Source organism: Rhodococcus sp. IEGM 1379, assembly GCF_030056815.1.
Taxonomy (GTDB): domain Bacteria; phylum Actinomycetota; class Actinomycetes; order Mycobacteriales; family Mycobacteriaceae; genus Rhodococcus_F.
Map to the genome: position 1 here is coordinate 1 of NZ_JASHKR010000053.1, position 12,578 is coordinate 12,578.

The following is a 12,578-nucleotide window of genomic DNA, read 5'->3' on the forward strand; positions in this document are numbered from 1 at the left end:
CAGGGGAGCGAGGACGGAGACGCTCACAGAATGTCCTCGATGTCCTCGGCGAGGGTGTCCGCCTCGGGGCCAACGATGACCTGGACGACGGTGCCGGCCTTGAGGACACCGTGAGCGCCGGCGGCCTTGAGGGCTGCCTCGTCGACCTTGCTTCCGTCCTTGACCTCGGTACGCAGGCGTGTGATGCACGCTTCGATTTCGACGATGTTCTCGGCGCCGCCGAGGCCCTTGACGATTGCTTCTGCCTTGGACATTGATTCTCCTGGTTTGTGCGGGTCGGTTAGCTGGTGAGTGCTTTTCCAGTTGCCTAGGTCACATTCTCCTGTTGACATCTTGCGTTCACCTGGTCAAACTAGCAACTGGTTATGACCGGACAGTACCCCTTGTGGATACTGGTTCACAATACTTTCTGCCCCATCGGTTCACCCCGCGCCGCACCAGACGACAAGAGAAGGTCTTTATGACTGCCGACGACAGCCCCAAGAAGGAATCGACGTTGTTTGCCGGGGTTCAACGCCTCGGCCGCAGCCTGATGTTGCCCATTGCGGTGCTGCCCGCGGCCGGACTTCTGCTTCGTGCAGGTCAGGACGATCTGCTCGGGCGTTTCAGTGCACTGGAAAGCACGGCGGGTGTCATCTCGGCTGCCGGACAGTCGATCTTCACGTGGTTGCCGCTGATCTTCGCGGTCGGCATCGCCATCGGGTGGGCCAAGAAGTCGGACGGTTCCACAGCCTTGGCTGCAGTCGTCGGATACATGGTCATCAACGGCGTCTTCGAGGCCATGTCGCCCATCGTTCTCGAGGGCAAGACGGACCCCAACGGTGACCCGTCGATGATCAATTACGGCGTGCTGGCCGGCATCGTGATGGGCTTGTTGTCCGCGATCCTGTGGCAGAAGTTCTATCGCACAAAGCTTCCCGACTACCTCGGATTCTTCAACGGTCGACGCTTGGTTCCCATCCTCACCGCTGTCACGGGACTTGTTGTCGGTGTGCTGATGGCATTCATCTACCCACTCTTCAACTCCGGTCTGACCTGGGTGGGTGAGACCGTCGCGTCGAACACCGTGATCGGCGGCGGTATCTACGGCACCGCGAACCGGTTGCTGATTCCGACCGGCCTGCACCACATCCTCAACTCTGCAGTGTGGTTCCTGATCGGCGACTATCAGGACGCGTCGGGACAGTTGGTCCGCGGCGATCTCAACCGCTTCTTTGCCGGTGACCCCAGTGCCGGCACTTTCATGACGGGCTTCTTCCCGATTATGATGTTCGCGCTTCCCGCAGCAGCTTTCGCGATCTGGCGTAACGCCAAGCCTTCTCAGAAGAAGCTGATCGGCGGCATCATGCTCTCCACCGGTCTGACCGCGTTCCTCACAGGTATCACCGAGCCGCTCGAGTTCTCGTTCATGTTCGTAGCCTGGCCGCTGTACGTCATCCACTCGATCTTGACGGGTACGTCGATGGCGTTGGTCAACGCGCTCGGAATCCACGACGGCTTCACGTTCTCCGCCGGCTTCATCGACTACGCGCTCAACTTCGGCAAAGCCACCAATGCCTGGATGCTGATCCCGATCGGCCTCGTCTACGCACTGATCTACTACTTCCTCTTCAGCTTTGTCATCAAGAAGTGGAACCTGCGCACCCCCGGCCGCGAAGAAGAGCTCGATGGCGAGGACAACACTCCCGGCGAGGCAGTGATCGAGGCAGAAGTTGCCGTCGCAGCTGTGGCTGACACTCGCGTCGACGCGCCGTCAGTAGCGGAACAAGAACAGAAAATCGCCAAGGAATTGGAAGGTCGCTGACGCCATGGCAACCGTAACCGCCATCATCGGATCAACCGTGGGCCTGCACGCCCGCCCCGCTGCCAAGTTCACCCGGGCAGCAGCCACCGCCCCCGTCGACGTCACTATTGCACTCGGTGACGGCGAGCCGGTCGACGCCGCCAGCATGCTGTCGGTCATGACGCTCGGTGCTCAGTTCGGAGCCGAGGTGACGTTGCAGGCAGAAGGCGAAGGCGCCGAAGATGCCCTTCGCAGCCTGGCCGAACTGCTCGCCACCGACCTCGACGAGGCCTGATGTCCACCGACATCAACGGTCTCGGTGTGAGTTCCGGTGTGGTCTGCGCGCCGTGGATCGGTTTCGGCACCGTCATCGAGACGTCGGCGGGCGATCCGGTGACCGGCACACCGGCCGACGAATTGGTGCGCGTCCGTAGAGCATTGGACACCGTGGCGAGCGATCTCGAGAGCCGCGGCGACGGCGTCGACGGAGTTGCCGCCGAGATCCTGGTGACGTCTGCGGCGCTGGCCCGTGATCCTGGAATCGTGAAGGAAACTTCCAAGAATCTCGAGGCCGGCCTACCGACCGCGTACTCGGTGACCGTGGCTTTCGAAGGATTCTGCGACAAGCTCGCAGCGCTGGGCGGCTACATGGCCGAGCGAGTTACGGACCTGCGCGATCTGGGTCGGCGGACCGTCGCGGTACTGCTCGATCAGCCTTTGCCGGGTATTCCGGCACCCGGTCATCCGTACATTCTGGTGGCCCGGGATCTGGCTCCCGCGGATACTGCGACGCTCGCCGGCAGTGACGTCGTCGGCCTGCTCACCGGGGAAGGTGGGCCGACCAGTCACACCGCGATTTTGGCGAAGTCGCTGGGTATCGCGGCAGTGGTGAGCTGCCCCGAAGCGCTCGCTCTGCCCGAAGGTGTGCTGCTGATTCTCGACGGCAGTACCGGTGACGTTGTGGTCGATCCGAACGCCGAGCAGCAGGAACGTGCGGCGCTCGGGATTGCTGCGGCCGCAGCGCGAACGGCGTCGGGCAGTGGACCGGGCCGCACACTCGACGGTACGGCCGTGGGTTTGCTCGCCAACATCGGAACGCTTGACGACGCGGCCCGAGCGGGTGGCGTCGACTGCGAGGGCGTCGGACTGTTCCGCACCGAGTTCTCGTTCCTCGGCCGCACCGAGGAGCCCTCGCTTGTCGAGCAGACTGAGATGTACACGGCTGTCCTGCAGCACTTTTCCGGGCGAAAGGTGGTAGTTCGGACCCTCGATTCCGGTTCGGACAAGCCGTTGCCGTTCCTGGATCTAGCGGAAGAAGCCAACCCGGCGTTGGGAATTCGTGGGCTCCGCATCGCCGACGTGTATCCGCAGACGCTGATCACACAATTGGACGCGCTGGCTGCTGCCGGCCTCGCCACGGGTGCAGATCTGTGGGTGATGGCTCCGATGGTGTCGACGGCGGACGAGGCGATCGGTTTTGCCGAACTGGCACGCTCCCGCGGTATCACCACGGTGGGCGCGATGATCGAGGTGCCGGCAGCAGCGTTGCGTGCCAAGGACATTCTCGAGCATCTCGATTTCGTCAGCATCGGTACCAACGATTTGAGTCAGTACACGTGTGCGGTCGATCGCATGGCCGGTGGTCTGGCACACCTGCTGGACCCGTGGCAGCCGGCAATTCTCGACTTGATCGCGCTGGTGGGTGCCGCCGGCACAGCGGTCGGAAAGCCTGTCGGAGTGTGCGGCGAGGCGGCGTCGGATCCGTTGTTGGCGCCGGTTCTCGTGGGCCTCGGCGTCACCAGTCTGTCGATGTCCACACCCGCGTTGGGTGAGGTGCGCGCCAGGTTGGCCGCCGTAGACCTGGACGGGTGCCGGGCAATGGCCGCTGCTGCGCGGGCTGCGCGCAACCCTGTGGGCGGGCGGGCTGCCGTGCTGGAGATTCGGGAGTCGCTGTGAGTAGCGCAGTTATCCTACGGGGCAACATTATCGGCTCAGCATCCGGATCGATTGCAGACGGAGTGATTGTTGCCGAAGACGCGTTGATTACCTGGGTAGGATCGGCCGCGGACTACCCCGGCGTGGTGCCGGCAGCCACAGATCAGTTAATCCTGCCCGGACTGATCGACGTCCACAGTCACGGCGCTGCCGGAGCCGGGTTTCCCAACACCGACTCCGCTGGTGCCTCGCTGGCCGCTGCTCATCACCGCGAGCACGGTACGACCGGACTCCTCGGCAGCCTCGTTTCCGCTCAACCTGCGGATTTGCTGCGCCAGGCAAAGATTCTGGCCGAACTGGTTGAACGGGGCGACCTTCTGGGTATTCACCTTGAAGGCCCGTTCATCAACTGCGCCCGCTGCGGTGCACAAGATCCGGCATCCATCGTGCCCGGTAACCCGGACCTGTTGGAGGAGATTTGTGATGCCGCTCGCGGCACGGTCCGTTCGATGACACTGGCACCGGAAACGGCGCACTTCACCGAACTTCTTACGATCATGCGTCGGCGTGGCATCGTGCCGAGTCTGGGACACACCGACTGCGATGCGTCGACCATGAGGGGTCGCATCGCGGAGGCGTCGAGCGGGCTGTTAGCCGGACCACTCAGCGCCACACACCTGTTCAACGGGATGCCGCCGATGCATCACCGGGCGCCCGGCCCGGTGGCTGCCTGCCTGGCCGGGGCGGCCCGCGGTGAGATGGTGGTGGAGTTGATCGCCGACGGCGTACACCTGGCGCCGGAAACCGTCTCGATGGTGTTCGACACCGTGGGTGCGGAACAGATTGCATTGGTGAGTGACTCGATGGCCGCCGCCGGAATGGGTGACGGCGACTACCGACTCGGCCCGCTCGATGTGCGAGTCTCGGGTGGTATCGCGAGATTGGCCACCGCCGACGGATCCGAAGGGGCGATCGCCGGCGGGACAGCACGATTGCTGGATGTGTTGCGTAGCACCGTGTTCGAGGCGAATGTGCCCCTCGCTGACGCGGTCGCCGCTGCTACCCGCACGCCGGCACGACTTCTCGGCCTCGATGCCGAACGCGGCACTCTGGCCGTGGGCTCACGGGCCGACATTCTTGTGACAGATCGCAGCTTGCACAACCCGCGCGTGCTGCTGGGCAGCACAGTCGCTGGAAAGGAATAGACATGGAAATCGTTATTCGCCCCACCGCCGCCGAGGTTCACACCACGGTGGCAGACATTGTCGAGGGCTACGTCCGCAGCGGCCACGTCACGCTGGGCCTGGCCACCGGATCATCCCCGCTGGGCAGTTATCAGGAACTGGCGCGTCGGCACCGCGAAGAGGGTCTCGATTTCTCGGGCGCCCGAGCCTTCCTGCTCGACGAGTACGTCGGTATTCCGAAAGGCCATGAGCAGTCTTATTTTTCGGTGATCCGCTCCGAATTCGTGGATCACGTCAATCTTGATCCGGCACTGGTGTCGAGCCCCAACGGTGAAGCTGAGAACATCGACGCCGAAGCTCGACGCTACGACGCCGTCATCGCCGCCGCTGGTGGCGTCGACGTGCAGTTGCTCGGTATCGGCACGGACGGACACATCGGGTTCAACGAGCCCGGATCTTCGCTGACCTCGCGTACGCGGGTGAAGACGTTGACCGAGCAGACCCGTATCGACAATGCGCGCTTCTTCGACAGCGTCGACGACGTCCCGCATCACGTACTGACGCAGGGGTTGGGCACCATCAGTGAGGCCCGCCACCTGGTGATGATCGCACTCGGCGAGGGCAAGGCCGACGCAATTGCCGCGGCGGTAGAAGGCCCTCTCGCAGCGTTCTGCCCGGCCTCGGTCATGCAGTTGCACCGCCACGTCACCGTCGTGATCGACGAAGCGGCAGCTACCGGTTTGAAGCTTGCCGATTACTACCGTTACGCAGTCGAGCACAAGCCTGCTTCGCAGCGATTCTGATGGCGGTACTGGAACTGGCGGTGCAGGACGCATCCGGTGCGCGCATCGCTGCGGCCGTCGGTGCTTCGCGGGTGGAATTGTGTTCCGCACTGGGAGCCACCGGCGGGTTGACTCCCAGTCTGGCGATGATCGAGGCCGTCGTGGCGACGGGCATTGCAGTCCACCCGCTCATTCGCAGTCGAGCCGGCGGATTTGTCTATAGCAGTGAAGAATTGGATGTCATGGCCCGCGACGCCGCTGCTGCGGTGGATGCCGGCGCCTCGGGTGTGGTGGTGGGCGCGCTCACTGAAGATGGCCGCATCGATACGGTTGCGCTGCAACACCTTTTGCGCGCCGTTGACCCGGCTGCTGTTCCGGTGACCTTCCATCGCGCCATGGATGTGGTGGCGGACAGGTTGGCTGCCCTCGACGTCCTCGCTGAACTGGGAGTGCGTCGAGTACTCACGTCCGGCGGCGCCCCGCGTTGCGTCGACGGACTCGGCGAGTTGGCCGAGATGGCTGCATACGCGCACGGCCGCGTCGAGATCATGGCCGGCGGGGGAGTATGCGTGCCGGATATCGCGAAGATCGCGGCCACGGGCGTCGACGCGATCCATTTGTCGGCGCGCAAGGTGATCGACGGTTCCGGTGGACCCGGCGGCGGCAGCGATGGATATGAAGTAACTGACCAGGAGATTGCTGCTGCGGCAGCTTCTGCTGTGCGTCTTTCTTAACCCCGGCAGGTTAAGAAAGGTGCACGACTGTGGACATGCATGGACATCCAACTATAGGATGGTAGACATAACTAGCGCTGCCTCCTCGGCGGTCCACAACGAGTAAGGAACGGGTTAGCACAATGGTTGAAAAAGTGGCGGTTCAAGAGTTGACGCACTTCGTCGGTGGCAAGCGCGTTCCCGGAACTTCCGAGCGATTTGCAGACGTATTCGATCCGAACACCGGTCAGGTGCAGGCGCGAGTGCCGCTCGCGAGCAAGGTTGAGACCGAAGCCATTATCGCGAATGCCGAAGAAGCGCAGAAGGTCTGGGCTGCGTTCAATCCGCAGAAGCGCGCTCGCGTCCTGATGAAGTTCCTCCAGCTCGCGCAGGATGAGATGGAGTCTCTCGCGCAGCTGCTCTCGTCCGAGCACGGCAAGACCGTCGCCGACGCCAAGGGCGACATCCAGCGTGGCCTCGAGGTCATCGAATTTGCCGTTGGCGCCCCGCACCTGCTCAAGGGCGAGTTCACGGAGAGCGCCGGCGCCGGTATCGACGTGTACTCCATGCGTCAGCCGCTCGGCGTCGTCGCCGGAATCACGCCCTTCAACTTCCCCGCGATGATCCCGCTGTGGAAGGCCGGCCCAGCCCTCGCTGCAGGCAACGCCTTCATTCTCAAGCCGTCCGAGCGTGACCCGTCGGTGCCGCTGCGTCTGGCCGAACTGTTCCTCGAAGCCGGACTGCCCGCTGGTGTGTTCAACGTGGTCAACGGTGACAAGGAAGTTGTCGACGTCCTGCTGACCGACGAGCGCGTCAAGGCCATCGGCTTTGTGGGTTCCACGCCGATCGCGCAGTACATCTACGAGACAGCCGCAACACACGGCAAGCGCGCACAGTGCTTCGGCGGCGCCAAGAACCATGCGGTTGTCATGCCCGACGCCGACCTCGACGAGGTTGCCGACGCACTCATCGGCGCCGGTTACGGCAGTGCCGGTGAGCGTTGCATGGCTATTTCGGTGGCCGTTCCCGTCGGCGAAGAGACCGCAGACGCGCTGGTGGCCAAGCTGAAGGAACGCGTCGCCAAGCTCAAGATCGGTCGCAGTGACGACGAAGGTGTCGATTTCGGCCCCCTGGTCAGCGCCGACGCTCTGGATCGCGTCAACAACTACGTGCAGATCGGAATCGACGAGGGCGCAACAGCAGTCGTCGACGGCCGCGGTTTCACTCTTGAAGGACATGAAGACGGCTTCTTCGCCGGCGCCACCCTTTTCGACAATGTCACCCCCGAGATGCGGATCTACACCGAGGAAATCTTCGGACCCGTCCTGATGGTCGTGCGTGCAGCGGATTACGAAGAGGCACTGCGTCTTCCGTCCGAGCATGAATACGGCAACGGCGTCTCCATCTTCACTCGTGACGGCGATACCGCTCGTGACTTCACGGCTCGCGTCAACGTCGGCATGGTCGGCGTCAACGTGCCGATCCCCGTCCCGATCGCGTACCACACCTTCGGTGGCTGGAAGCGCTCCGGATTCGGTGACCTCAACCAGCACGGTCCCGATTCCTTCCGCTTCTACACCAAGACCAAGACCGTGACGCAGCGTTGGCCTTCCGGCAAAAAAGAAGAGACCAACCACTTCGTCATCCCGACGATGAACTGATCGGACCAACTTTCCATGTTTACTCTGACCGATGACGAGCGGGCGATTCGCGACACCGCCCGCGACTTCGCGGCCGAGCATTTGGCGCCCAATGCAGTTGAGTGGGACCAGACCAAGCATTTCCCGGTGGACGTTCTCCGCAAGGCGGCGTCCCTGGGTATGGGCGGCATCTACATCCGTGAAGATGTAGGTGGCAGTGAACTGACCCGCGTCGATGCTGCCCGGATCTTCGAGGAGCTCGCGAAGGGTGATCCGTCGATCGCCGCGTACATCTCCATTCACAACATGGTGACGTGGATGATCGACCAGTTCGGCAACGACGAACAGCGTCGTAAATGGGTTCCGGGTCTGTGCTCGATGGACCAGTTGGGCAGCTACTGCCTCACCGAGCCTGGTGCCGGTTCCGACGCAGCGGGCCTGAGCACCAAAGCCGTTCGGGACGGCGACGGCTACATCCTCAACGGTGTGAAGCAGTTCATTTCCGGTGCAGGCACTTCCGACGTCTACGTCGTGATGGCTCGCACCGGCGCTGCTGGTGCGAAGGGGATCTCGGCATTCATCGTGCCCAAGGGCTCTCCGGGTCTGTCGTTCGGCGCCAACGAGATCAAGATGGGGTGGAATGCGCAGCCCACCCGTCAGGTGATCTTGGAGGACGTGCGGGTTCCGGCGGCCAACCTGCTCGGCGAAGAGGGGAGCGGTTTCCGCATCGCCATGAAGGGCCTCAACGGCGGCCGCCTGAATATCGCTGCCTGCTCGGTGGGCGGCGCGCAGGCAGCCCTCGAGAAAGCTGTCGGATATTTGACCGACCGCAAGGCTTTCGGTGCGCAACTGATCGAATCGCAGGCGCTGCAATTCCAGCTTGCCGATATGCGTACCGAACTCGAGGCCGCACGCACTCTGCTGTGGCGTGCTGCCGAGGCACTCGAAACGGGCGCACCCGATGTTGTCGAACTGTGCGCGATGGCCAAGCGCTTCGCGACGGACACCGGTTTCGACGTAGCCAACCGGGCGCTCCAGCTTCACGGTGGGTACGGCTATCTTGCTGAGTACGGGATCGAGAAGATCGTGCGTGACCTACGGGTTCATCAGATCCTCGAAGGTAGCAACGAGATCATGCGTGTTGTCATCGCCCGCAGTGTTGTCGGATCGCAGGGAAAGCAAGGAGCAGCATGAGTGAAGTGAACGAAGTACTCATCGAAAAGCGCGACGGACTGGGGCGCATTACGCTCAACCGTCCCAAGGCGATCAACGCGCTCAACCACAACATGGTGACGCAGATGGCCAAGGCGCTCGAGGAATGGAAGAGCGACGACGACGTCAAAGCTGTCGTCCTCACGGGCGCCGGCGAGCGTGGCCTGTGTGCCGGCGGCGACATCGTCTCGATCTACCACGACGCCAAGGACGGCAAGACCGGTTCACTCGACTTCTGGCGTGACGAGTACATCCTCAACGCCGAAATCGCGAACTACCCCAAGCCGTACATCGCGATCATGGACGGCATAGTCATGGGCGGCGGTGTCGGAGTTTCCGCACACGGCGACATTCGCATCGTCACCGAACGCTCGATGATCGGAATGCCCGAGACCGGAATCGGTTTCATCCCCGACGTGGGAGGCACGTACCTACTCTCGCGTGCTCCCGGTGAGCTGGGAACTCATATCGCGCTCACCACAGCGCGTCTGAGTGCCGGCGACGCCATCGCATGCGGGTTCGCGGACAACTACATTCCTTCGGAGAACATCGACACGTTCATCGAGGCTCTGGCGTCCTCAACCCTTGCCGAAGCCGTTGCTCAGTTTGCCGAGCCCGCACCGGTATCCGAGCTTGTGGCTCAGCAGAGCTGGATCGACGCGGCCTACTCGGCCGATAGCGTTCCGGTGATTGTCGAACGACTGCGCGCCAGCGGAATTCCCGAAGCCGAGAAGGCAGCTGAGGCGATCCTGGGCAAGTCTCCGGTCGCACTGTCCGTGACGTTGCGTTCGCTGCGTCATGCCAAGGACGCCGGCAGTCTCGAGGAGGTTCTGAACGAAGAGTTCCGGGTATCCACCGCAGCACTGCGTTCACACGATCTGGTCGAGGGAATCCGAGCGCAAGTTGTCGAGAAGGACCGAAACCCGCAGTGGTCACCGGCTACCCTCGAGGATGTCACCGAAGAAGCAGTGGACGCATACTTTGCGCCGCTCGACGAGCGCGAGCTCGGCCTTACATCTCACTGACCAATGCCGAAGGAGCGCGAGCTATGAGCACGACTGTTGGATTTATCGGACTCGGTCACATGGGTGGCCCGATGGCAGCTAATCTGGTCAAGGCCGGTCACAAGGTTGTCGGTTTCGACCTGGCGCCGGCAGCGCTCGAGCAGGCTGTCAAAGATGGTGCATCCATAGCTGATTCGGCCGCAGATGCAGTGCGCGGCGCGGACGTCGTCATCACGATGCTGCCCAGCGGCAAGCACGTTCTCGGTCTGTACGACGAGTTGTTGTCGATCGCTACACCCGGCACCCTGTTCATCGACTGCTCCACGATCGATGTCGCAGATGCCAAGGTGGCCCACGACAAGGCTGAAGCTGCAGGCCATCGCAGCGTCGACGCACCCGTCTCGGGCGGTGTTGTCGGTGCAACCGCCGGCACCCTCGCGTTCATGGTGGGCGGCTCCGAAGCAGACTTTCAGGCGGCGTCGCCGTTGCTGGAGGTGATGGGCCGCAAGGTAGTTCACTGCGGCGACGCCGGTGTCGGTCAGGCTGCGAAGATCTGCAACAACATGATTCTCGGCGTATCGATGATCGCCATCAGTGAAGCATTTGTTCTCGGCGAGAAGCTGGGCCTGAGCAATCAGGCGCTCTTCGACGTCGCGTCCAACGCATCGGGGCAGTGCTGGGCATTGACCTCCAACTGCCCGGTCCCTGGACCGGTTCCCACCACCCCAGCCAACAACGACTACCAGCCAGGCTTCGCTGTCGCGTTAATGGACAAGGACCTCGGTTTGGCGGCAAACGCTTTGCGCACCAATGGTGTTGACGGCGAGCTCGGGCTCAGGGCCGCAGAGCTCTACAGTCGTTTCCATGCCGCGGGCGGTGGCGGTCTGGACTTCTCTGCCATCATCAACGACATCCGTGACCGTTCGAGCGAAGGACAGCAGTGACCGACTTCAACACCATTATCCTCGAGCGTAAGGGCCGCGTCGGCGTCATTACGCTCAACCGCCCCAAGGCTCTCAACGCTCTCAACTCCGAGCTGATGAACGAGGTGGTTGCAGCAGTAACCGATCTCGAAGCAGACAACGGCATCGGCGCCATCCTGATCACCGGTTCCGAGCGCGCATTCGCCGCCGGCGCCGATATCAAGGAAATGCAGTCCAAGACCTACATGGATGCGTACACCGAGGATTTCTTCACTCCCTGGGATCGCGTCGCTGCGTCTCGGAAGCCTCTGATCGCTGCTGTCGCCGGATACGCACTCGGTGGTGGTTGCGAGCTCGCGATGCTCTGCGACTTCATTATTGCCGCCGACACCGCGAAGTTCGGTCAGCCCGAGATCAAGCTCGGTGTCATCCCCGGCATCGGCGGCTCCCAGCGCCTTACCCGCGCAGTGGGCAAAGCCAAGGCCATGGAAATGTGCCTCACCGGACGCACTATGGATGCCGAAGAAGCTGAGCGCGCAGGCCTCGTGTCGCGGATCGTTCCGGCAGCAGACCTGCTCGACGACGCGCTGAAGACGGCAACCACTATTGCCGAGATGTCCTTGCCGATCGCGATGATGGCCAAGGAAGCCGTCAACCGCTCCTTCGAGTCCTCCCTCGCTGAGGGAGTCCGCTTCGAACGTCGCATCTTCCACTCGACGTTTGCCACGGAAGACCAGAAGGAAGGCATGGCCGCATTCGTGGAGAAGCGGTCAGCTGAGTTCAAGCACCGCTAGTAGTGCCCTGATCCTGAAGGATTTCGCTCCCTGAGCGAGCGAAATCCTTCAGGATCGTTTACGTTCCGGCCTCGAAATCGCCGGCATCTTTCCGCAATTCAGTGAGGATCATCACCAACTGGTCGAGCTTGTCCGGCGCCAGACCCGGGTGCGCGAAGACCTTGGCGTTGAGCAATTCGGTCGCCTCGAGCGCGAGCGTCCGACCGGCGTCGGCGATTTCGATGAGCGTCGTACGTCGGTCGCTGGGATGCGGTACGCGTCGTACAAGCTTCGCCTTCTCCAACCGGTCGACGGCATTGGTGACGCTGGTGGGGTGGACCTGAAGGCGGGCGCTGGCCTTGGTCATCGGAAGTGCGCCCGACCTGGTGAAGGTGAGCAGGGTCAGCAGTTCGTATCGGGCGAACGTCAGTCCGAGTGGTTTGAGTACCTCTTCGACCCGGGCCATCATGATCTGCTGGGCCCGCATCACCGAGGTGACGGCCGCCATACCGTCGGCGACGTCACTCCAACCGTGCTCGGTCCATTGCCGATGCGCCTCTTCGATGGGGTCGAGGGGGAGCGGCGAGGCGGGAGGCATAGGTTCGATCATCCCATGCTTGCCAGGCGCC

13 protein-coding genes are annotated in these 12,578 nt (G+C 62.7%); 11 read left to right on the plus strand and 2 right to left on the minus strand.

Features of this window, described 5'->3' with window-relative positions; genetic code table 11:
- Window positions 1-23 precede the first annotated feature (23 nt).
- Window positions 24-332, minus strand: coding sequence for a PTS sugar transporter subunit IIB (locus tag QM600_RS21680; RefSeq protein ID WP_283263608.1), 309 nt, complete (start codon window positions 330-332; stop codon window positions 24-26).
- A 128-nt stretch (window positions 333-460) separates the two neighbouring features.
- Between QM600_RS21680 and QM600_RS21685 the strand changes: the two genes are divergently transcribed.
- The 11 genes from QM600_RS21685 to QM600_RS21735 all read left to right on the plus strand — a co-directional run bounded on the left by QM600_RS21685 (window position 461) and on the right by QM600_RS21735 (window position 11,970).
- Window positions 461-1,804 (plus strand): PTS transporter subunit EIIC, encoded by a 1,344-nt coding sequence (locus QM600_RS21685; protein ID WP_283263609.1) that lies wholly within the window; start codon window positions 461-463, stop codon window positions 1,802-1,804.
- A gap of 4 nt (window positions 1,805-1,808) precedes the next feature.
- Window positions 1,809-2,078, plus strand: coding sequence for an HPr family phosphocarrier protein (locus QM600_RS21690; protein WP_283263610.1), 270 nt, complete (start codon window positions 1,809-1,811; stop codon window positions 2,076-2,078).
- Window positions 2,078-3,739, plus strand: a complete 1,662-nt coding sequence (ptsP, locus tag QM600_RS21695; RefSeq protein ID WP_283263611.1) for a phosphoenolpyruvate--protein phosphotransferase — start codon at window positions 2,078-2,080, stop codon at window positions 3,737-3,739. The genes QM600_RS21690 and ptsP overlap by 1 nt, the downstream gene beginning before the upstream one ends.
- Window positions 3,736-4,923, plus strand: coding sequence for an N-acetylglucosamine-6-phosphate deacetylase (locus QM600_RS21700; protein ID WP_283263612.1), 1,188 nt, complete (start codon window positions 3,736-3,738; stop codon window positions 4,921-4,923). The genes ptsP and QM600_RS21700 overlap by 4 nt, the downstream gene beginning before the upstream one ends.
- A gap of 2 nt (window positions 4,924-4,925) precedes the next feature.
- Entirely contained in the window at window positions 4,926-5,705 is a 780-nt protein-coding gene (nagB, locus tag QM600_RS21705) for a glucosamine-6-phosphate deaminase (protein ID WP_283263613.1), read from the plus strand.
- On the plus strand, window positions 5,705-6,418 hold the full coding sequence (locus QM600_RS21710; RefSeq protein ID WP_502943053.1) for a copper homeostasis protein CutC: 714 nt from the start codon (window positions 5,705-5,707) through the stop codon (window positions 6,416-6,418). Before nagB ends, QM600_RS21710 begins: the two co-directional genes overlap by 1 nt.
- Window positions 6,419-6,540: 122 nt before the next feature.
- A complete protein-coding gene (locus QM600_RS21715) occupies window positions 6,541-8,058 on the plus strand; it encodes a CoA-acylating methylmalonate-semialdehyde dehydrogenase (RefSeq protein WP_283263614.1) in 1,518 nt (505 codons plus the stop codon).
- A gap of 15 nt (window positions 8,059-8,073) precedes the next feature.
- Window positions 8,074-9,231, plus strand: coding sequence for an isobutyryl-CoA dehydrogenase (locus QM600_RS21720; protein ID WP_283263615.1), 1,158 nt, complete (start codon window positions 8,074-8,076; stop codon window positions 9,229-9,231).
- Window positions 9,228-10,274, plus strand: a complete 1,047-nt coding sequence (locus tag QM600_RS21725) for an enoyl-CoA hydratase/isomerase family protein (RefSeq protein ID WP_283263616.1) — start codon at window positions 9,228-9,230, stop codon at window positions 10,272-10,274. Before QM600_RS21720 ends, QM600_RS21725 begins: the two co-directional genes overlap by 4 nt.
- A gap of 23 nt (window positions 10,275-10,297) precedes the next feature.
- Window positions 10,298-11,197, plus strand: a complete 900-nt coding sequence (gene mmsB / locus QM600_RS21730; protein WP_283263617.1) for a 3-hydroxyisobutyrate dehydrogenase — start codon at window positions 10,298-10,300, stop codon at window positions 11,195-11,197.
- Window positions 11,194-11,970, plus strand: coding sequence for an enoyl-CoA hydratase (locus QM600_RS21735; RefSeq protein ID WP_283263618.1), 777 nt, complete (start codon window positions 11,194-11,196; stop codon window positions 11,968-11,970). The genes mmsB and QM600_RS21735 overlap by 4 nt, the downstream gene beginning before the upstream one ends.
- A 58-nt stretch (window positions 11,971-12,028) precedes the next feature.
- On the opposite strand, the gene QM600_RS21740 is transcribed toward QM600_RS21735, so the two are convergent.
- Entirely contained in the window at window positions 12,029-12,547 is a 519-nt protein-coding gene (locus QM600_RS21740; RefSeq protein ID WP_283263619.1) for a MarR family winged helix-turn-helix transcriptional regulator, read from the minus strand.
- Window positions 12,548-12,578: the final 31 nt, after the last annotated feature.